This window comes from Acidisoma sp. C75, assembly GCF_054665095.1.
In genome coordinates this window covers 1-20,734 of record NZ_BAAFHD010000008.1, presented here as the reverse complement: position 1 = coordinate 20,734, position 20,734 = coordinate 1, and the positions used below count along the sequence as shown (strand labels likewise).

At 66.3% G+C, this 20,734-nt stretch carries 19 protein-coding genes; 8 read left to right on the top strand and 11 right to left on the bottom strand.

What is annotated here, in order from left to right:
* Positions 1–6 precede the first annotated feature (6 nt).
* From tssB to tssG, 5 genes are read left to right on the top strand one after another with little or no spacing between them, the layout of a single operon-like run.
* Entirely contained in the window at positions 7–513 is a 507-nt protein-coding gene (gene tssB / locus ACYQ7X_RS11670) for a type VI secretion system contractile sheath small subunit (RefSeq protein ID WP_459697205.1), read from the top strand.
* A 42-nt stretch (positions 514–555) separates the two neighbouring features.
* Complete coding sequence (gene tssC, locus ACYQ7X_RS11665) at positions 556–2,040, top strand: type VI secretion system contractile sheath large subunit (RefSeq protein WP_459697204.1); 1,485 nt, start codon at positions 556–558, stop codon at positions 2,038–2,040.
* 23 nt (positions 2,041–2,063) lie between these two features.
* Positions 2,064–2,495 carry a type VI secretion system baseplate subunit TssE gene (gene tssE, locus ACYQ7X_RS11660; RefSeq protein ID WP_459697203.1) on the top strand — a complete coding sequence of 144 codons (432 nt, stop codon included), beginning with the start codon at positions 2,064–2,066 and terminating at the stop codon, positions 2,493–2,495.
* Between the two features lie 3 nt (positions 2,496–2,498).
* Positions 2,499–4,238, top strand: coding sequence for a type VI secretion system baseplate subunit TssF (tssF, locus tag ACYQ7X_RS11655; protein ID WP_459697202.1), 1,740 nt, complete (start codon positions 2,499–2,501; stop codon positions 4,236–4,238).
* A complete protein-coding gene (gene tssG / locus ACYQ7X_RS11650; protein ID WP_459697201.1) occupies positions 4,235–5,248 on the top strand; it encodes a type VI secretion system baseplate subunit TssG in 1,014 nt (337 codons plus the stop codon). The genes tssF and tssG overlap by 4 nt, the downstream gene beginning before the upstream one ends.
* Here tssG and ACYQ7X_RS11645 read toward each other — a convergent pair.
* A complete protein-coding gene (locus tag ACYQ7X_RS11645) occupies positions 5,236–6,171 on the bottom strand; it encodes an NAD-dependent epimerase/dehydratase family protein (RefSeq protein WP_459697200.1) in 936 nt (311 codons plus the stop codon). The genes tssG and ACYQ7X_RS11645 overlap by 13 nt on opposite strands.
* Before the next feature lie 120 nt (positions 6,172–6,291).
* Entirely contained in the window at positions 6,292–7,221 is a 930-nt protein-coding gene (locus ACYQ7X_RS11640) for a 3-hydroxyacyl-CoA dehydrogenase (RefSeq protein ID WP_459697199.1), read from the bottom strand.
* Positions 7,222–7,426: 205 nt separating this feature from the next.
* Here ACYQ7X_RS11640 and ACYQ7X_RS11635 point away from each other — a divergent pair, with 205 nt between their 5' ends.
* Both ACYQ7X_RS11635 and ACYQ7X_RS11630 read left to right on the top strand, forming a co-directional pair.
* Positions 7,427–8,509 (top strand): aldo/keto reductase, encoded by a 1,083-nt coding sequence (locus tag ACYQ7X_RS11635; protein WP_459697198.1) that lies wholly within the window; start codon positions 7,427–7,429, stop codon positions 8,507–8,509.
* Between the two features lie 5 nt (positions 8,510–8,514).
* Entirely contained in the window at positions 8,515–9,345 is an 831-nt protein-coding gene (locus ACYQ7X_RS11630) for an amidohydrolase family protein (protein ID WP_459697197.1), read from the top strand.
* A 75-nt stretch (positions 9,346–9,420) separates the two neighbouring features.
* On the opposite strand, the gene ACYQ7X_RS11625 is transcribed toward ACYQ7X_RS11630, so the two are convergent.
* Genes ACYQ7X_RS11625 through ACYQ7X_RS11585 form a run of 9 tightly spaced genes read right to left on the bottom strand, consistent with a single transcriptional unit; the run spans position 9,421 to position 18,444 of the window.
* Positions 9,421–9,972, bottom strand: a complete 552-nt coding sequence (locus ACYQ7X_RS11625) for a cysteine hydrolase family protein (RefSeq protein ID WP_459697196.1) — start codon at positions 9,970–9,972, stop codon at positions 9,421–9,423.
* 3 nt (positions 9,973–9,975) lie between these two features.
* Positions 9,976–11,910: an MGH1-like glycoside hydrolase domain-containing protein gene (locus ACYQ7X_RS11620; RefSeq protein ID WP_459697195.1), complete on the bottom strand. Its 1,935-nt coding sequence runs from the start codon at positions 11,908–11,910 to the stop codon at positions 9,976–9,978.
* Entirely contained in the window at positions 11,907–12,986 is a 1,080-nt protein-coding gene (locus tag ACYQ7X_RS11615; RefSeq protein ID WP_459697194.1) for an ABC transporter ATP-binding protein, read from the bottom strand. The genes ACYQ7X_RS11620 and ACYQ7X_RS11615 overlap by 4 nt, the downstream gene beginning before the upstream one ends.
* Positions 12,983–13,813, bottom strand: a complete 831-nt coding sequence (locus ACYQ7X_RS11610) for an ABC transporter permease (protein ID WP_459697193.1) — start codon at positions 13,811–13,813, stop codon at positions 12,983–12,985. Before ACYQ7X_RS11610 ends, ACYQ7X_RS11615 begins: the two co-directional genes overlap by 4 nt.
* Positions 13,800–14,669 carry an ABC transporter permease gene (locus ACYQ7X_RS11605; RefSeq protein ID WP_459697192.1) on the bottom strand — a complete coding sequence of 290 codons (870 nt, stop codon included), beginning with the start codon at positions 14,667–14,669 and terminating at the stop codon, positions 13,800–13,802. Before ACYQ7X_RS11605 ends, ACYQ7X_RS11610 begins: the two co-directional genes overlap by 14 nt.
* 1 nt (position 14,670) lies before the next feature.
* Entirely contained in the window at positions 14,671–15,750 is a 1,080-nt protein-coding gene (locus tag ACYQ7X_RS11600) for an ABC transporter substrate-binding protein (protein ID WP_459697191.1), read from the bottom strand.
* 2 nt (positions 15,751–15,752) lie between these two features.
* The gene (locus ACYQ7X_RS11595) at positions 15,753–16,715 is read right to left on the bottom strand and encodes a PfkB family carbohydrate kinase (RefSeq protein WP_459697190.1); all 963 of its coding nucleotides are present in this window, start codon (positions 16,713–16,715) and stop codon (positions 15,753–15,755) included.
* Complete coding sequence (locus tag ACYQ7X_RS11590) at positions 16,715–17,740, bottom strand: ADP-ribosylglycohydrolase family protein (RefSeq protein ID WP_459697189.1); 1,026 nt, start codon at positions 17,738–17,740, stop codon at positions 16,715–16,717. Before ACYQ7X_RS11590 ends, ACYQ7X_RS11595 begins: the two co-directional genes overlap by 1 nt.
* Complete coding sequence (locus ACYQ7X_RS11585; RefSeq protein WP_459697188.1) at positions 17,737–18,444, bottom strand: GntR family transcriptional regulator; 708 nt, start codon at positions 18,442–18,444, stop codon at positions 17,737–17,739. The genes ACYQ7X_RS11590 and ACYQ7X_RS11585 overlap by 4 nt, the downstream gene beginning before the upstream one ends.
* A 509-nt stretch (positions 18,445–18,953) precedes the next feature.
* Between ACYQ7X_RS11585 and ACYQ7X_RS11580 the strand changes: the two genes are divergently transcribed.
* Positions 18,954–20,603 (top strand): glycosyltransferase, encoded by a 1,650-nt coding sequence (locus tag ACYQ7X_RS11580; protein ID WP_459697187.1) that lies wholly within the window; start codon positions 18,954–18,956, stop codon positions 20,601–20,603.
* Positions 20,604–20,734: the final 131 nt, after the last annotated feature.

Below are 20,734 nucleotides of genomic sequence, written 5' to 3'. Positions count from 1 at the left end.
TGCCCCATGGCTCAGGATTCGTCGATCGCCCCGAAAGAGCGGATCAATATTCGTTACAAGCCCGCCACCGGCGATGCCAAGGAAGATGTCGAACTGCCGCTGAAGATGCTCATCGTCGGTGATTTCAAGACCGAGAAGGATGAGACCCCGGTTGGCGAGCGCCAGCGCGTCAATATCGACAAGGACAACTTCAGCGACGTGATGCGGAGCCAGAACCTCAAGCTCGAGATGAGCGTGCCCGATCGCCTGACCGATGGCGCCGAGAACGACCCGGACGCGAAGCTGAACGTCTCGCTCAATATCTCGACCCTCAAGGACTTCTCGCCCGACTCCATCGCGGCCCAGGTGCCGGAGCTCAAGAAGCTCGTCGAACTGCGCAGCGCGCTGCTTTCTCTTAAGGGGCCGCTCGGCAATATGCCGACCTTCCGCAAGGCCGTGCAGGCCATGCTCGACGACGAAGAGACCCGCAAGAAGCTGCTCGACGAGCTCCAGGCCGGCAAGCCCAGCGAGTAAGCCTGATATCAAAGCCTCCTGATCGGCGCGAAAGGACATCCCTTGTCACAGTCCGCAACATCACCTGCTGAATCCGCAACGACGACGCAGGAATCCGAATCGCTTCTCGATTCAATCCTTCAGCAGACCCGGATTCAGCCCAACGACGAAGGCTACGAGGCGGCGAAGCAGGGGATCGGCGCCTTCATCGGTGCGCTGCTCAAGCCCGAGGCAGCCGGTGAGAAGGTCAACAGCACCGTCGTCGATCAGATGGTGGCGGAGATCGACCGCAAGCTTTCGGCCCAGATCAATGCCATCCTCCACGAGGAGTCCTTCCAGAAGCTCGAATCCGCCTGGCGCGGCGTGAAGTTTCTGGTGGACCGCACGGATTTCCGCCAGAACATCAAGCTCGAGATGCTCAATGTCAGCAAGGAAGAGCTGCTCGAGGATTTCGAGGACAGCCCCGAGGTGGTCCGCTCCGGCCTCTATAAATCCGTCTATACGGATGAATATGGCCAGTTCGGCGGCCAGCCCATCGGCGCGATCATCGCGAACTACGATTTCGGCCCAAACGCCAACGACGTGAAGCTGCTGCGCTATGCGGCGAGCGTCGCCACCATGGCGCATGCCCCCTTCATCAGCGCCGCCTCGCCCGAATTCTTCGGGGTGGACCGCTTCGATCAGCTGCCCAATCTCAAGGATCTCAAAGCGATCTTCGAGGGGCCGAAATACGCCAAGTGGAATTCCTTCCGCGAGTCCGAGGATTCCCGCTATGTCGGCCTCACCCTGCCGCGCTTCCTGCTCCGCCTGCCCTATAGCGTGACCAACAATCCGGTGCAGAGCTTCCAGTTCAACGAAGAGGCGTCTCAGGATTCCTCGAACTACTGCTGGGGCAACACCGCCTTCGCGATGGCCTCCCGCCTGTCTGCGAGCTTCGCGAATTTCCGCTGGTGCCCCAACATCATCGGGCCGCAATCGGGCGGGACGGTGGAAGATCTGCCGCTGCATCTCTTCGAATCTCTCGGCCAGACCCAGGCCAAGATCCCGACCGAGGTGCTCGTCTCCGACCGGCGGGAATACGAACTGGCCGAGCAGGGCTTCATCGCGCTGACCATGCGCAAGGATAGCGATAACGCAGCCTTCTTCTCTGCCAACTCGGTGCAGAAGCCGAAGTTCTTCGGCAATACGCCGGAAGGCAAGCAGGCGGAACTCAACTACCGCCTCGGCACCGAACTGCCCTATCTCTTCATCGTCAGCCGCCTCGCGCATTACATCAAAGTGTTGCAGCGCGAGAATATCGGCTCCTGGAAGAGCCGCGGGGAGCTCGAGACCGAGCTGAACAACTGGCTGCGGCAATATATCTCGGACCAGGAAAACCCTTCCGCCGATGTCCGCTCGCGGCGGCCGCTGCGCCGGGCGCAGATCACGGTCGAGGATGTCGAGGGCGAGGCCGGCTGGTATCGCGTCAAGATGTCCATCCAGCCGCACTTCAAATATATGGGGGCGGATTTCACGCTCAGCCTCGTCGGCAAGCTCGACAAGGAATGATCGGCTGAGAGGGCGGCGCTTCCTTGCCCGTTCAGACGGACAGCCTCTTCGAACGTCTCCTGCTTGGCAAGCGCGGCTACGCCCCAAGCAGAGAGACGAGCGCGTCCGCCGTGCTGGCAAGTGTCTTGCGCAACCTCAACCGGATCTTCAACACCAACCAGGGCAGTTCGCTCTCCCGCCCCGACTACGGCATCCCGGATTTCAACCAGATTATCCAGCATTTCCCGGATGCCGTGCCTTGGCTCACGAATATCCTGACCGAGCAGATCCATATGTTCGAGCCGCGCATCCAGTTCTGCCATGTGCGCTACGTAAGCGACCCGGATGCGATTCTCTCCCAAGGCGTGGTGACGCTGAACTTCGTCATCACCGCCAAACTCACCGACCGCGAGGGAGACGTCATCCGTTTCGAGACAGTCTTCGCCGATGATGGGCGCTTCTATGCGAAACCCTGAGGCATGAATTTCAATCGCTATTACCAGGACGAGATCGCCTATTTGCGCGAACTCGGAGCGGAATTCGCCCGGCGCAATCCTGATCTGGCGCCCTTTCTCTCGACCGAGAGCAAGGATCCCGATGTCGAGCGGCTGATCGAATCCTTCGCCTTCCTGACCGGACGGCTGCGCGAACAGATCGATGATGGGCTGCCTGAATTCGTGCATGCGCTGCTTGCAGTCCTCTGGCCGCAGGCGCTACAGCCGATCCCCTGCACCACGACGATCCAGTTCGATCCCGTCAAAGGCTCGATCACCGGCACGGAGACGATCCCGCGCGGGGTGCAGATCCTCAGCAAGGTGGTCGAGGGGGTGCGGTGCTCCTTCCGCACAACGACCGATCTCAGGGTGCATCCCTATGCCGTCACCATGGCGGAGATCGAGGAAGTCGCTGGCCTTGGCCTGCTGCGCATCAAGATCGCGCCGATCGGCGAGGTGACGCCGGAGGAGGTCGATTTCGGGCCGCTGCGCCTCTTCCTCAATTTTCACAACGATACCATCGCCGGGGCAGAGCTGCGTTTGCTGCTGCGCAACAGCGTCCGCGCCGTGCGCATCATCCGCCGCGACGGCAGCAGCATCGCACTGCCGCGGGCCCGCTTCCTCGCCGCCGGCTTCGCCCGCAACGATGCCCTGCTGCAGACGACCGAAACCACCTTCGATGCGCTGCGCATCCTGCAGGAATTTCTCTCGGTGCCGGAGAAATTCTCCTTCCTCGACCTGGAGGGCATGCCGCCGGCCACCACCTACGCGGGAGACGAGTTTACGATCGCGGTGGAGTTCGACCAGCCCTTCAAGACCCTCACCCGCCTCAATGCCGGCCAGATCCGGCTTAACTGCGTCTCGGCGATCAATCTCTTCGAAGCCGATGCCGAACCGATCACCATCTCGCGCCAGTTGACGGAATACCGCCTCTCCACCACCGATCCGCGCCACGTTGATATCTATGAGATCCTGCGCGTCGTCGGGTGGACCCGGGGCCATGCCGAGCGCATTACCTATGATCGGTTCGAGGCCTTCCATCGCCGCCCGCGCAGCGGCAACCCGAGCTATTACCTACGGCTGAAGCCGAGCGTGACCCGCCGGCAGTACGAGCACTATATCGCCTTCGGCGAGGTCGAGGGGGTGACGGCCACCGGCAAGGCCGATCTCGCGCTCGCCCGCCTCACCTGCTGCAACGGCAGCCTGCCGGAACTGCTAGGCCTCGGCGAGATTGCCGATCCGGGCCAGAACGCCCCGCTTTCGGCCAAGCCGCGCAATGTCAGTCCGGTTACCGCCTATGTCGTGCCGCCGCTCAATGCCATGGGGCTCTGGTCCATCGTCTCGATCATGGCGCGCAACTATTACCCCATCGCGCATGTCGAGGGGTTGCGGAACCTGCTGGAGCATCTCAACTTCCGCGCCTTTATCGATCGCCAAGCCGGCCGCCGCCAGGAGTTGATGACCCAGGGGCTGCAATCCGTCTCCACCGAAGCCTGCGACATGGTGATCCGCGGCCATCCGGTGCGCGGGCGGCACATCACCCTGACCGTGAACGAGGATGATATGGAGGGCCTCGGCCGCGCCTATCTCTTCGGTGAGGTCATGGACCGCTTCCTCGGCCTCTTCGCCAATCTCAATACCTGCCATCGTTTCTCGCTGCACTGCAGCCGATCCAACACGATTTTCGATTGGCCGATGCGCATGGGAACGGTCGCGCCGCTATGATGGAGGCGCTGCTCCGCGCCCCCTGGCTGTTCTCCTTCTACCAGGCGGTGCGCGTCGCCGAAGTCGAATCAGGCCGCAGCGGATTGATCGGCAGCCTCGGCCCGGTGGCGGAAGAGCCGGTTCGCTTCCGCGGCCAATACGGCCTCGGCTTCCCCTCCTCCGAGATCAGCTCCATCCGGCTTGACGAGGACGTGAGCGAGGGCGAGGGCGAGGGCTCGCCCTGGCGCAAGGTCGAGATGGAGGCGACCCTGCTCAGCCTCTATGGTTCGGTCTCGCCACTGCCGAGCGATGTCACGGAGATGATCATCCAGCGCGATGATACCGGGACGATGCGAGACTTCCTCGACATCTACAACCATCGCTTGATTTCGCTCCTCTACCGGATCTGGCGTACCGCCCAGGTGGATCTGGAACGCCGGGCCGATCTTTCCGATCAGTTCTCCTTCGCCATCCGCTGCCTCGCCGGGCTCGGCCATAACGATATCGAAGATCGGATCGACAAGGGCAGCCTGCTGCACGATGTGCGCCACCTCGTCGGCTGGACGCGCTCGGCAAGCGATCTGCGCGCCGTCCTCACCGGCCAGTTTCCGGAAGGCGAGTGGGCGGTGGAGGAATTCGTTGCACGGGAATTCACCATCGCGCCCGAGTTCCAGTGGCGGCTGGGATGGGCCGAGCCGAGCGAGCTTGGCGAGGATGTGGTGCTGGGAGACCGCATGGAGGATATCACCGGCCGCATCCGCATCTGGGTGCGGGCCCGGGATTGGCTGCACTATTGCGACCTGCTGCCGGGTGGCGAGACCTTCCATGCCGTCCAGCAGGTCGTTCGGCGCCTGCTGCGCGATCCGCTCGATGTGCTGCTGGTGCCCTTTCTGCCGGTCGAAGCGCTGCGGCCCGCGCAATTCGACGGTGCCAGCGATGGTGGGCAACTCGGCCTCAATAGCTGGCTCGACAGGCCTGCGCCTGCCAGCAAGCCGAACTGGCCGGGTTTTCCTCTGGGCTACGAAGCCTGAGCCGCCGGTGCCGATGCCAGGATCGCGAAAGCATCGTCCTCAGGCGCGTAGTCCAGCCAAGTCTCGGCCTCCACCAAGCTCCAGGCCATATCCCGATTGCGGGACATGCCGTTGACCAAGATGGCCGGCCCCGGCCAGTGCGCAGGATCGGCGCTCAGGCTGCCGCGCACCAGGCGCGCGAAATCATGGTTGGAAAGCCACATGCTACGGAACCAGGCCAGGGCACGCTCATCCGCCGCGGTTCGCGGCGGCCTGGCGGCACCCTCCGGCGATCCGGCAATGCTGATGGTATCCGGCTGGTTTTCTCCCGCCTGCGCCCAGCCGATACGGATGGCAACGGTGGTGAGCGCGCCGCCCGATTCCTTGGCGAGCGCGGCAACCGCCCGCTCGCCCAGAAGCTTGCCCGCGGCATAGGCGGTGGAATCGAGATCGCGCGTACCGGTCCACCAGCGGGTGCCCGGTGCGGGCGGAAGGTTCGTCGTCAGGCTGCCGGGGCGCAGCTGCTCGGCCAGCGGCACGTCCTTATAGCCGCCCATGACGTGATTGGAGGAGAAGAAGACAAGGCGGCGGAGGCCGAGACGTAGCGCGGCAAGCCCCACCGTCTCGACCATATCGAAAGCGATGGCGGCATCCTGCCAGCTCGCTTCCGGCACGGCGCGGAAGGCCGCCGCATGCAGCACGGCATCGCACTCGGCCATGGCCTCTTCCCAGCCATTTTCCCGCCGGCTGAGATCCGCCTGCACGAGCGACACCTTGGGCCGCGCCGTTTCGGAAAAGACCGGTGCCTCCTCGCCATGCACGAGGCCGACGATATGGCGGCACCAAGGCGCCGCGGCCAGGGCTTCCACCGCCTTGCCACCCAAATTCCCGCCCGCGCCCGTCACCATCACGGTTGCTGGCCGCCGGTATTCGCCCACCGCCACGCCCCCTCTCCTTTTGACTGGAACCCCCGAGCGCGAGCACGAGCGCGAGCGGGCTTCCGCTGAGCGGCCCAGCTTCGAGAAGCGAACGGCCCTTGGCAAGGGAATTGCGCGGTGGCGCGGCTATTCCTGCGCCGCCTTATGGGCCGCCAGCGCCATCAGCCGCTGATCCCGCCAAGCCTGGCGTTCCGCATGCCGATCCATCGGCAGCCGCTGCCGGGTTGCGGCATGCAGCCGCGCGATCGGCTCACCCTCCCAGGCAGGTTCCTGGCTCGCGCGGAGCATGTCCCGGAAGCGCAGGCCGTAGCGCGCGCAGTAATCGGCGAGGCCGCCAGGGGCGTTGAGGTCGATCGTCTCGAACGGCCCCATGAAGGACCAGCGCAGGCCGAGCCCCTCCGCCACAGTGGCATCGATATCGGCTGGATCGGCATAGCCCTGCTCGACGAGGAACAGCGCCTCCGAGAGCAGCGCCGCCTGCAGGCGATTGAGGATGAAGCCGTCGATCTCCTTCTTGAGTGTGGCGGTGACCATGCCGGCCTCCTGCAGCAGGCCGCGCGCGCGATCCACCGCCTCAGGGTCCGTCCAGGGTGCCGGGGCAAGCTCGACGATCGGAATGAGATAGGGCGGATTGACCGGATGGGCCACGAGGCAGCGCGATCGCCCAGGCAGCCCCTCGCTGAACAGGCTGGCGCGGATGGTGCTCGTCGAACTGGCGAGGATGGTCTCGGGGTCGGCCAGGCTGTCCATCTCGGCGAAAAGCTCCTGCTTCTCGCCCAGCTGTTCCGGCCCGCATTCCTGCACATAGACCGCGCCGTCCAGAGCCTCGGCCAGGGTCTCCGCCTGGTGTAGCCGGGCGAGGATCTGCCGCGGCGTCTGGCCCTGCAGCAATCCCATCTCGCCAAGCTCGGGCAGACGCGCGGCGACGAAATCGAGCGCGGCCGGCACCGCCGCGCCGTGCGGATCCCAGAGCACAACCTCATCGCCACCCCGCGTGAAGACGATAGACCAGGCGCGGCCGATCAAACCCGCGCCGATCACAGCGATTTTTGCCATAGCTCTCCCTTCCCTGCCCGCCATTCACACGGCGCTCTGCCGGCCGAGCTTGCCGGAAGCGGTGCGGGATTGCACCCCCATGCCAGGATAGGCGGCCGCGCGGAGCCCCGGGCTGGACAGGTCAGGCGCTTCCGGCCGATCCTCTCCGGCCGGGAGACCAGACCGAACCGGCTGACGAAGAGAAGATGGGAGTGGGAGGCGCGCCATGACGGACTATCGGAGCTTTGAGCGGAAACCGGGTGCTGCAGCGCCGGCGCTGGATGCGACCACGCTGCGCCCGCTCGGCGAGACGGGCCTTTCCGTCACCGCGCTCGGCCTCGGCACCGCGCCCTTGGGCGGGCTCTACGCGCCGCTGCCCACCCCACAGGCGCTCGATCTGCTGGAATGCGCCTGGGAGCAAGGCCTTCGTTATTTCGATACCGCACCATTCTATGGCATGGGCCGGGCGGAACATCTCACCGGCCAAGCCTTGCGCGAGAAGCGCGATTCATTCGTGCTGTCGACCAAGGTCGGCCGCTTGATGACGACGCAACGTGCTGGACGCACCCTGCCGCCGGAGGGGCCAAAAAACCCGTTCGACTCCGGCTGGCACGACGCGCTGCCCTTCCGCGAAGTGTTCGACTACAGTTATGATGGCGTGATGCGCAGCTATGACGATAGCCAGCAGCGCCTCGGCCTCGCCAAGCTCGATATCCTCTATGTGCATGATATCGGCCGCGTGACGCATGGTGCGTTGCACGAGCATCATTGGCGGCAGCTGACGAAAGGCGGCGGCTTTCGTGCCCTTACCGAACTCAAATCGGCCGGGGATATCGCGGGCTTCGGCCTCGGCGTCAATGAATGGGAAGTCATCCGCGACGCGCTTGAGGAGAGCGATCTCGATTGCTGCCTGCTCGCCGGGCGCTACAGCCTGCTCGATCGCGCGGCCGAGGCCGGCTTCCTGGAACTCGCCCTTGCGCGCAAGGTGGCGATCATCGCCGCCGGCGTCTTCAACTCCGGCATCCTGGCTTCCGCCGCCAAGGCAGACCAGAAGTTCAACTATGCCGATGCCCCGCCCGAGATCCTGACTGCCGTCGCCGCCCTGCGCGGGGTAGCAGAGGATCATGGCGTGCCGCTCGGCGCTGCCGCCATCCATTTCCCCCTGCGCCATCCGGCGATCACCGCTGTGCTGGTGGGCGCGCGCAGCCGCTCGCAGCTTCTGCAGAACATCGCCTGGTTCGATATCGAACTGCCTGATGCCATCTGGTCGGATATGGACCGCGCGCTCGCCGCCGCGCAGGCGGGCTGAGCGCCATGCTCGATGCGCATCAGCATTTCTGGCAACCTGCGCGCGGCGATTACGGCTGGCTGACACCGGATTTCGGGCCGATCTACCGCGATTTCATGCCGGATGATCTCCGCCCGCTGCTCGGCCCCGCCGGGATCGGCCAGACCATCATCGTGCAAGCGGCCGAGAGCGAGGCGGAGACCGATTTCCTGCTCGATCTCGCAGGCCGAACGGATTTCGTCGCGGGCGTCGTCGGGTGGCTCGACATGACGGCCGAGAACTTCCCCGCCCGCCTCGCCTATTACCGCGCCCAGCCGAAATGGCTCGGGCTGCGGCCGATGTTGCAGGATCATCCGCCCGAGGCGATCCTCGATGCGCGGTTCCGCCGCAATCTGGCCGAGGTCGCGCGGCAGGGGGTGCCGCTCGACATTCTCACCTTCCCGCGGCATCTGGCTCATTTCCGTGTTGCGCTGGCAGAAGCGCCCGATCTGCGGGGGATCGTCGATCACCTCTCCAAGCCCGATATGACGCAGCCCGAGTTGGGCGGCTGGGCTGTGGATATGGTGGCGCTCGCCCAGTATCCGCGCCTCATGTGCAAAATCTCCGGCATGGTGACGGAGGCCGGCAAGGATTGGTCCGCCGCCCGCATCCGCCCCTTCCTGCGCCATGCGGCTGAGGCTTTCGGGCCGGACCGGCTGGTTTTCGGCACCGATTGGCCGGTCTGCACCCTGGTCGCGAGTCATGCCGAGGTTGTGGACCTCGCCCGCAGCCTGCTCGGCGAAGTTTATGGCGCCGAGGATCTCGCCAAGATCTTCGAGGGGAATGCGCGGCGTTTCTACGGGCTTGACGGTCGGTAGCGCGAAGGCGCTTCCCCACGGCTGAGGGTGCGGTTCGGCCCCTGCCTCATTGCCGAACTTGGGCCGGCGGGAGGCTTAAGCCCCCTCCGCCAGGATCTCGGCCGTGGTCACACAGCGAAGCAGCGGCGCGGCGTAGCCGAGCAGCGTGAGGGCGTGGTCATGCGCCTCTGGCGAGCCGCCGGCGCAGGCATCCGTGATGAGCCGCACCGGGCGGCCATCGTCGATCGCGGCAAGCGCCGTCGCCAGAACGCAGCAATCGGTCGCGACCCCGCAGAGCGCCAGGCTCACATCCGGGCCGAGGCGCGCAGCGAGCGCCGCGTCCCATTTATTGAAGGTCGCCCGCGTGTGGACGACCATCCCATCCGTCACCGCGAGCTTGAGATCCCAGGCGGGGTCACCCTCCGGCAACAGGAATTCCGGCCAGTCGGCGAAATAGGCTTGCCAGGCGCCCATTGGCGGCAGCGGTGCGATATAGCGCGTCAGCACCACGCGGCCAGCATAGGCGGCGATGAGCTTTTCCACCCGCGGCAGCACCTCGTAAAAGCCCGCCGAGGCCCAGCGGCTGGGTGGATCGGCGAAGGCCCGCTGCATATCGACGACCATCAGCCATTCATCATGCGGCGGCATCGGCTACTCCTCTTCAAGTCCATCGGGAAGCGGCGGAAAAGCCCCGGCCGCTGCCCCCTCCTCCACCATGCGCATCGCCGGAATGAGGGCGCCCCAGCTATAGAAGCGGTCCGCATCCACGCTCTCATCCCCCGCCGGATCGGTGCGGTGGAAATTCTCCCGGCAGATGCGCGCCTCCTCCCAGCCGGGCGCGAACATCGCATAGGCCCGCGCCGCGACCTCCGCCGCGAGATCAGCTTCGCCCGCGCGGCGCAGACCCTCCCAGGTCAGGAAGAGATGGGGTGGCCAGATGCGCCCGCGCCAATAGACATTGTCGGCGCTCGCCGGATCGTCCCGCGCGGAAGACGGCAGCACCCGCTCGCCCCAGAACTTCTCCGGGTTGAGGAGGTAACCGCCGATCAGCGCGGCCTTCTGCGCTCGGGACGCCGCGCCGCAGAGCAGGGGATAGAAGCTGGTGACGGAGAGTGAGGCCGCGAACGCGCCCGACCAGTGACGGGCGGCGAAGACGCCGCGGCTTTCATCCCAAAGCCGGTCGCGAATGCGGGCATTGAGCACGCGGGCCGAGCGGCGCAGCGCCTTCGCCGTCGGCCTGTCATCGAGAACATCCGCGATCCAGGAGAGGCATTCGGCATCGAGCGCCAGCAGCGCGTTGAGTCCAGGCTCCGCCATGCTCAGCGTGTGCGCCGAAGCGTCGAACTGGGCGCTGTCGAAGATCGGCGCGTTGTCCATGAAGGATTCGTCCAGCGCCGCCTGCTTGGTATGCACGAAGGCACCGGTGCCGGTGGGGCTGCTGCCATATTCCACCAGGCCGTCGCCGTCGCCGTCGCGCGCCGACCACCACCAGCGATGGGCGCGCAAGACTGTCGGGAAGTGCTCGGCGAGCAGTCCACGATCGCCACTCAGCTGATAGAGGCGCCAGAGCACATAGGCGGCCAGTGGGGATTGCGAGCGGTCGATCCATTCCTCATTGGCCGTGCGCAGGCAAGCGAGATTACCGGCCGGGGTCTGATAGCCAAGCGCTGCTTCCAGATTGGCGCGCGCGGTTGTCAGATCACCGGCAAGCGCCGCGAGCAGGGCATGGAACAGCATATCGTTCAGCCATACGCCCCAGCCGGCGAATTTGCCGCCCAGCCAGTTGCGCGTGAGCACCGTCGTCGGGCGATGGTGGGCCGGGTCCCAGACCGTGTTCCAGGCGATGATGTCGCGCACCGCGGCGCGCGCCGGCGGCGCGGCCTCGGCAGATGGCGCGGGCCAGGCCGCAAGCAGCGCGGTGCTCGCCACCTCAGCCGCCGCCTCATCCGTGCCGAGGGCGGCGGCGATGCGGATCTCGGGATGCATCTGGGCATTGAAGCGCAGCACGCCCCAGCGCGCCCCAGGCTCTACCCGGGGCGGCGCGTAATAGCCGCGTGCCGCAAGATCCTCGGCGAAGCTTTCGATCCGCTGATAGGCCCCGCCATAAACCGCCGGCACGCCCGCGCGGATCGAGCAGAAGAGCGAGCGGTGGCGGGTGACCAGGCGAGGCGCCGCTTCAGGCGGCATCGGCTCGGCGTGCAGAACCCGGCACCAGGGCTCATCGGGCCGCCAAGGCGGCGGCCCGCCCTCGATCGGCTGAAAGCCCGTTTCCAGCGCCGTCCACACGCGCAAGCCCCATTCCCCGAGCGCCAGGAAGCGCAGCGTGAGGGCCAGACGATGCGGATCGGGCTTGATACAGGTGAATTCCAGCCGGCTGCCGGCGTAAGCGATCTCGGCGCGGATCAAGCTCCCGTCGGACGCATGGTCGAGCAGCCTGAGGCCGGTGCTTTCGCCCGCCACCCGGTAGCGACCATCCGCGCTGCTGAACAGAGAGAAGCGGAGCGTGAGGCCGGTCGGCAGATGAACCAGGCTGAGCGGATCGCGCGCATCCCAGGTGTTCCACTGCCGGCCGATGCTCACCGTCATGCACGCGCCTCCCGCGGCAGCAACTGGCCGCCGCGAAAGCTCAGCCAGAGCGGCATGCCAGGCTCGGTGAGGCCGGCGGCAAGGATATCAGGGGATAGCGCCAGGATCGAGACGGTCTGCCCCGCGCATTCCGCCCGCAGCGTCACCACCGGGCCGCCATACTCGGCCGCGAGCAGCCGCCCAGCCTCGGCATCGGCCGGGCGCGGCCCCTCCCCCCGTGCGGCTGTGATCTCCTCCGGCCGCAGAGCAAGATGGAAGGCGCCGTCGGTTACGCAGGCGAGCCCGGGCGGCGGCGCGATCTCGCGCCCGGCGAGGCAGAGCCGCCCAGCGGCGACCGTGACCGGCAGCAGGTTCACGGCGCCGAGGAAGCCCGCCACGAAATCATCCACCGGCCGCCGATAGATCGCCGCCGGCGCGCCGGACTGGCGGATCGTCCCGCCATCCAGGACCACCACCCGATCGGCGAGGTAGAGCGCCTCTTCCTGGTCATGGGTCACCATCACCGTCGTCACCCGCGTTTCCGCCTGGATGCGTTTGAGTTCCTCCCGCACCTCCTGCCGCACCTTGCGATCGAGCGCGGAGAGCGGCTCGTCGAGCAGCAAGAGCGCGGGACGGATGACGAGGGCGCGGGCCAGCGCCACGCGCTGTTGCTGGCCACCGGAAAGCGCCGCCGGCTTGCGATGCTCAAACCCCGTCATGCGCACCAGGCGGAGGATCTCGGCCACCCGCTCGGCCCGCTCGGCGCGCGGCAGCTTGCGCATCCTCAGGCCGAAGGCGACGTTGTCGAACACCGTCATATGCGGGAAGAGCGCGTAGTTCTGAAAGACCACGCCGATATTGCGCTGTTCGGGCGGCATCTGCGTGATCTCTCGCGCCGCGAGCGTGACGCGCCCGCCATCCGCCGCCGCGAAACCCGCGACGAGCCTCAGCAGCGTCGTCTTGCCCGAGCCGGAGGGGCCGAGCAGGGTGTGGAACTGGCCCTTCGGCACCGCGAGGCTGACGCCATGCAGCACGCGCGTCGCGCCGAAGGACTTGCTCAGATCTTCGACGATAAGGCCTTCGAGGCGCGGGCTCATGGCGCCGCGCCGCCCGGCAGACCGGCGTTGCGCAGGCCGAGCCGATGCAGGATGGCGATCAACCCGCAGGTGGCGAGAACGATGAGCGTTGCCAGCGCATTGAGATCCGGCAGGTAGCCGACGCGGATGAGCGTGTAGATTTTGAGCGGCAGGGTCTGCACGCCGAAGGGGGCAAGGAAATACTGGATCAAGAAGCTGTTGAAGGAGACCATGAAGGCCATCAGCGCCCCGCTCAGGATGGAGGGAAGGGAGAGCGGCAGGCTCACGCGGAGGAAGCTGCCGAGCGGGCTCGCGCCGAGGGAGCGCGCCGCATGGTCAAGATCCCGGTCGAGCGCGTGCAGCCGTGCCGCGACGATGAAGACCACATAGGGCAAAGTCGTCGCGGTGAGGCCGAGATAGATCGAGAAGAGGCTGCGGCCGAGACCGATGGCATTGGCGACCAGCAGCATCGCGAGGCCGAGGATGAGCCAGGGAACCGTGATGGCCGCGAGCAGCGCGAGGCGCAGCATGGCCGCGCCAAACCGCGCCGCCCGCCGATCGAGCCAGACGGCCGCCATGGTGCCGAAAAGCGCGGCGGAGCAGGAGACGGCGAGCGAAAGCTCGACCGAGAGCCAGGCCGGAGCCAGAAGGCCGGAGCCGGCGAACAGCGCCCGATACCAGTGCAGCGTGAAGGAGAAGGGAAAGGTGCCATAGGGCGAGGCATTGAAGGAAAGCAGGATGATGATGGCGAGCGGCAGGAACAGGATGCCGAGCACCAGCCACAGCATGCCGAGCATGAGGGGAGAAAGCGCTTCCGCATCGCGCAGCCGCCGCTCAGCCACCGGCATGCCTCCCGATCCAGGCGGCTGCCGGCCGCAGCGCCGCCAGCAGGCCGGTGACGATCAGCATCCCGAGCAGCAGGAGCAGGGATAGGGCCGCGCCGAAGGAAGGGTCGTCCGCCCGCGTCATCTGATCGGCGATGACGTTGCCGAGCAGCAGGCCGTGCGGCCCGCCGAGAATTTCGGATTCGACGAAGGCGCCGCCCATCGGCACGAAGACCATGATGAGCCCGGTGACGAGCCCGGGCGCCGACAGCGGAAAGATGATGAGCGCCATGCGGCGGAAGCGGCCGGCGCCAAGCGAGCCGGCGGCCGCCAACAAGGATCCGTCCACCCGCAGCATGGCTGAGAACAGCACGAAGATCATCAGCGGCAGGTTCTCGTACACCAGCATCACGATGGTGGCGGCCTGGGTATAGAGGATCGATCCGCCAGGCCCCGCAAGGCCGAGGCCGCGCGCCAGCATCATGATCGGGCTCGACGCGCTGAGCACGATGAAGATGCTGTAGATGAGCAGAAGATAGGAGGTGAGATAGGGGATGATGATGGCGAGGAGGACGAGGTTGCGCCGCCCCGCCGAGAGGCGGGAAAGCGCCCAGGCGGGCGCCCAGGCGATCGCCGCGGTGATGAGGGCCGCGAGCCCTGCTGTCCAAAGCGTCTTGAGCGCGAGGCGCGCATAGAGCGGGCTTTCCACCATCCGCGCATAGCTGTCGAGGCCGAGCGGCGCCCCCGCCCCATCCGGCGCCAGGCTGAACCAGACGAGTACGGCGAGCGGGATCACCACCATCAGCGCGAGCGCCAGGGCTGCCGGCAGCACCAGCAGCGGCGCCGCATAGCCGCGTGCAAACTGAAGCGCCGGCCGCACCTCAGGCCGCCTTCACGTCTTCCCAAAGCTGCGTCCATTTCTTGAGCGCCTTGGGCGAAACCCCCGTCTGCAGCGCGATCTTTCCCTTATAGCCCAAGATCGGCCCGGCCATCAGCTTGTCGGCCGCGGCCTTCGGCAGGGCCTGGGCGGCGGCCATGTTCACCGGCACGGCAAGCTCCTGGTTGGGGCCGGGATGGCTGATCCACTGGGTGAAATAGGCCGGGCTCGTCAGGAAGTTGATCCAGGCATAGGCGAGGTCGAGATGGGGTGTCTTGCGGACGATCGCCCAAGTATCGCCCCAGACCACGGTGCCGTCCTTCGGCAGGATGAACTCCACCGCATGGCCGTTCGCCTTCATGGTGCCGGCAAGGCCGGACCAGAGATTGCCCATGGTGATCTCGCCGGTGATATAGGCTTTCGTCCAATCGTCACCCGAGGACCAGAAGAGCTTCACATTCTTCTTCAGGTCGAGCAACGCCTTGCGGATCTTGGCGAGATCGGGGTTCTGTGGATTTTCGCCGAGATAGAGCGCGGCGGTCATCACCGCGGTTGTCGGGTCATCGAAAAAGCCGACCTTGCCCTTGTTCGCCGGATCCCAGAGCACCGCCCAACTGGTCGGCGGTGCGGCGACCGCCGCCGGATTGATGGCGAGCGAGGTGGCGCCCTGCACCCAGGGCACCGCGAAGGTATGACCGTCGTAGCGGATCGACGGATCCTTGGTGAAGCGCGCCTCCAGATGCGGCCAGGAGGCAACCTTCGCGGTGTCGATCGGCAAGAACAGCGATTGCATCGCGCCCGGCAGGACATATTCGAGATTGGGCAGGCAGACATCGATCTTGCCGAGGCCGCCCTGGCGCAGCATGGTCAGCAGATCGTCCTCCGAGGTGAAATAGACCTGGCGCACGGTCGCGCCCGTCATCCCCTCGAACATCTTGATGGTTGCCGGATCATCGGCACCGTAATTCTGCCAGGAGGCGACGGTGAGCGTCTGCCCCTGGAAGCTTGCGGGAGCGGCGCGGGCCGCGGCCGGCAGCGCCAGGGCGGCGCCAGCTGCGAGCAGGGAACGGCGGGCAATGGCCATGCTCAGGCATCCTCTCTTCCAGGTTCGGGACAGGTGTCAGCGAGATAGGCATCGAGCGCGCGGCGCGATGGTGCGGTCGCCGGGCCGCGCCGGGTAACGGAGAGGGCGGCCGCACTATTCGCCCGCAGGGTGGCGCCCGCCGCGTCCATGCCTTCGGCGAGTGCTGCGATGAGGGTGCCGGCATGGGTATCGCCCGCCCCGGTGGAATCGACCATCGGCACCTCAGGCGCCGGGATATGGCGGGCAGCGGCGCCCTCGCCGGTGCCGATCCAGGCCCCGGCGGCGCCATCCCGCAGGATGAGTAGCGCGTCCGGCTGCATGGCAGGGCGCAGGGCGGCAAAGGCGGTGGAGGCTTCGCCGCTCCCGGTCAGGATCGCGGCCTCCCGGCGGTTCATTGTCCAGACATCGGCGCGGGCGAGAATGCGGGCGAGGATCAGGGCGTCGATCTCCGCCGCGAGCGGCCCCGGATCGGCGACGAAGCGGATGCTGCGCGGCAGACCTTCGAGCCAGCGGGCGATCGCGGGACCGAGCGTCGGATAGGCGAGATCGTAGCCCGAGGCGAAAACCGTATCCCCAGGCCCGACCGGCACATCCTCCAGCCGCCGATCGCCGAGGCGCGATTCGACACCGGGGCTCGAAATGAAGCTGCGCTCGCCATCCGGCTCGACCAGGACCAGGCAAAAGCCGCTGTCACCCTCCGCTGTCTCAGGTAGCAAGGCCGCGATCCCCTCGGCCGCCAGGGCCGTGCGGATCGCCGTGCCATAAGGCCCGCTGCCATGCCGGCCGGCAAAGACCGCGGCCATGCCCTGGCGCGCGGCGGCGGCGAGAATGTTGAAGCCGCCGCCCGCCGTGATGTGGGCGGCGGAGGCCAGCACATCCCCGCCGCGGGCGGGAAGATGCGGCACAGACAGGCAGATATCCGCAACCACGCTGCCGACGGTGAAAAGCCGCGGCGCGCGCCGCATCAGAGCCTGCTCTTGCCGCGCAAGGCGAGCAGCCGGCTGGCGAGCCTCTCCAGATCAAGCTCCGGATTGGCCGCGGCGAGCGTGGCCACCGCCGTCGGAGGGAAGGCCGCCGCGCCATGACAGGCGCCCATGATCGCCCCCGCGATGGCGGCCACAGTGTCGCAATCGCCGCCGATGCTCGCCGCGAGGCGGCAGACCCGCCAGGGATCGTCCGGCGCGAGGGCGCAGAGGGCGAGCGCCGCAGGCACCGCCTCGTTGGTGGCGACCCCAGTGCCCACAAGGCGATAGACGAGATCGAGCGCTTCATCCTCACCCTTGCCGCGCACGAGATCCATCGCCCAGCGACCCCGATCAGCGACGGCGCCGCCGGCGAAATAGAAGCCGCGCTGAGCCCCGGCCTCCGCCGCGCGCAGCGCCAGAGAGAGCGCTGCCGCCACATCGGCCCCCTCCACCCCGGCACTCACCGCCGCCGCCACGGCGGCAGCACCCGCCAGGGCGATGGTCGTATTGTGGGTGACATGGGCGGATTGGAACACCGCCGAGACCAGACCCGCAAGCGGCTCGGGCGGAAAGGCGATGCCGACGGGGGCCACCCGCATCGCGGCGCCATTGGTGGCGCCCGTCCGCCCCGTCTCGGTCGTCGGCTTGCCCTGCGCGACGAGGCTGAGCGCATGGCGCGTGGAGGGGCCGAGCAAATCCTGCGACCCAGCCGCGACCATCCGCGCTTCCCAGGCAAGAAGAGCGGCAGCGAAGGCTTCCGGCTCCACCCTGCCCTCACCCGCCACCAGCATCTCGCCGAGGATCACGGCCTGGTCGGTATCGTCTGTCACCCGTGCGGCCGGCATGCCGCCGCTGATCGGGTTCTCCGGCGGCCCCGGCTCGAACCAATCGAGAATTCCCCAGCGGGCGCGGATCACCTCCCGGGCGGTATATTGCGTCGGCATGCCGAGCGCATCACCCAGGGCGAGGCCGAGCAAAGCTCCGTGCGCCCGGTCGCCGCGCCCCGGCTCTGCGGCGCCGCTCATCGTGCCGGCGCCCCGAAGCTCAGCCGCAAGCTGAAATGGTCCGGGTGCAACAGACTGCGCACATGTTCCACGATCGCCCCCGCTCGGTCATGCACAATGCGGAGGGTGCCGAGGAACGGCGCTCCCGGCTCTTGCGCCAGGGCCGCCGCCTCCTCTGCCGAAAGGCGGGCGAGGTCCACCGCCTCGCTGCCGCCGACCGGCCTGATCTCGAGGCTTTCGAGGGTCCGCCGCAGAGAGCCTTCCAGAAGCCCTTGCAATAGCACCGCCTCATAGGCGGCGCACCAGGGCAAGCGGCTGCGTTCGAGCGAGATCGGCTTGCCGTCTGCGGTGCGGCGCACCCGGTCGATCGCCAGAAATTCGTCGCAGCCAAGGGTGAGGCTTGCCGCCAGCGCAGCATCCGTGAGCCTTTCGAAGCGCAGCACGCGGATGTCAGCGGGAACGCCGTGGCGGGCGAGCGCGCGCGACCAGCCGATGGCGTCGTCGAGCCGGGCGCCGTCATAGCAGACGAAGGAGCCGGCACCGCCCCAGGTCTCGATCAGCCCGGCGTCCTGGAGGCTGGAGAGGGCTTGCCGGATGGTGCTGCGGCTGACGTCGAAGCTGCGGGCGAGATCAACCTCACCCGGCAGGCGCTCACCACGGCGAAAGGCGCCAGCCTGGATATCCCGGGTCAGAAGCTCCGCCACCCGCTGGTATTTCGCGGCCATCCGTCCGAACCTGTACGTTCCTGTCCGAATGCTAACCAGAGGTCTTGCCCAGCACAAGGCCAATCTGTCAGCCCGCACGCACAGCCGCCGCCCATTTACCTCGGATTTATCATGAGAAAGGCGAACCTCTCGCGGAGCAGGCGGCGGCGAACCGCGGCCTTACACATTTCGTTAGTGGTCGGCGGTTACTATGCAAAATGGCTTAATTCTTGCGCGTGGTGAATATAGCCCGTTCCACCTAGAGCAAAATATTTGTGGTCTTACAGTGAGTTTTTCGGTTCAAGAGTGTGGGAATGCTTGGGTGCGTAATCGTTTGGATGACTGGGCATCATTGGCGCGGCAACCCTGAAGTCGGGCAATTTGGAAGTCAAGCATCGCGTGTCACGGGCATCGGTTTGCGGCTTGGCCAAATCATCGGGGCCTTCTTCGGCCTCATGCTTGCCAGCCTAGCGCCAAGACGCCCGCTTGCGGCGCGTCCCTTGCAGCGGTGAACTTCTCGGGGCGGACCAGTGCAGATTCTTTTCACGAACGTTATCTTTTCAGAACGCACCGGCACCGAGGTCGCGACACTCGAACTTGCCCGCGCCATGCGCGAGCGTGGCCACTTCGTTGCGATCTACAGCCCGACGATTGGAGGCCTGGCGCACGAGGCCCGCGCCAGCGGAATCCCCGTGACGGACAAGATCCGCAACATTGGCTTCACGCCCGATATCATTCACGGCCATCACAATATCTCGCTCACGATCGCACTCACCGCCATCCGCCACGCCCCGGCGATCTTCGTCTGTCATGATTCGAGCAGCATGTTCGACGAATCATTCAAACATAGCCGGATCCGCGAATATGTCGCGGTTGATGCTGCCTGCCGCGAACGTCTGATCTTCGAAGGCGCCGACCCAAAGCGGATCACGGTTATTCCGAACGGGGTCTCGCTCGATCTTTACGCCCAGCGCAGGATCTGGGTCGAACGGCCGCTCAAGGCTCTGCTCGTCGTCAAGAAGCGGATCGACCATGTGCCGCTGGTCGAAGAAGCCTGCCGCGAAAGCGGGATCGATCTTGAAATCGTCGGCGCCGGTGTCGGTCGTGTCGTGGCAGATCTGCCGAGCCGCTACCTCGACGCCGATATCGTCTTCGCGCATTCGCGGAGCGCGATCGAAGCCGCCGCCACCGGCGCCTTCGTCATCGTCATCGACGAATATGGCTATGGCGGGAAGCTCGATCCGGCGCAGATCATCCATTGGCCGGAGACTTCGCTCTCCAGACGCATCCTGCGCCGATCCGTCACCCTCTCCGAACTGATGGCCGACATCGCCGCCTATTCCGCCGACGACGCCCGCCTCGTTTCGATGCTTCTGAGGGGCAAGACCGATCTTCGCGCGCTCGCCGGGGAGTGGGAGAAAATCTACGAACGCGTCGCCCATGGCGAAGCGGACAGCGACGCTTCGCTCGATCGGTACCATCTGGCTGAGGTGCTGGAGAGGTTCCTGCCCTCGCCTTACGACGCATCGATCGCGCGCCAGGATCACGAGCGCGATCTTCCGAGGCTTGAGATTGCCGACCGGCTGGCGGCCTTGTTCCAGGAGTTCACCGGCGGCAGCCTCGATCAGATCCCCTTCGGCCAGGCGGCTCTCGGTCAGGTGCTGCTCGACCAAGGCTGGTACATGCCCGAATATGGCAGCGTCTGGTCGGCAGGCGGGGAGATCGCGCTCTGGCTTCCGGCCGCCGTCATCAACGCCTGGGATGGCGTGATCGGCATGGAGTGCAGCCGCTTCATGCCGGCAACGAAAAGCCTGGAAGACACCAGCCCGGTTTTCGTCAGGATAGACGGCACGCCGGTCGCGACCTGGCATTTTCATCCCGATCATCCCGAATCGGAGGATGAGCGAATTCTTGCCGTTCCGGCCGATCTGCGCCCGCCGCCTGGCGGCGCCGTGCGGGTTTCCTTCGAGCTCACCGATGCGGTCTCACCCAAATCGGTCGGCGTCAGCCCGGACGAGCGGAAACTGGGTCTGACATTGTCGCGCCTCTATCGTCCGGCATCCGTCAGCCACTTGGAAGTCTCGTTAGATGACGAGGAAACTCAGCCCATCACCGAAATTCCGCCCGGTCTAGAAACCGGCATGCTCGCACTCTCTCTCGCCTCTTCGGACAATCGATGAGCGATGCCGTTTTGGTGCCTCAAGATGTGCGCGCACCTGTCGAAACTGGCGTATATGCGCGGCAGTTGAGTGCGGCGCAGAGGGGGGTGTGGCTTGGGCAGGAGCTGCGGCGGGAGAGCGCGGCTTACATC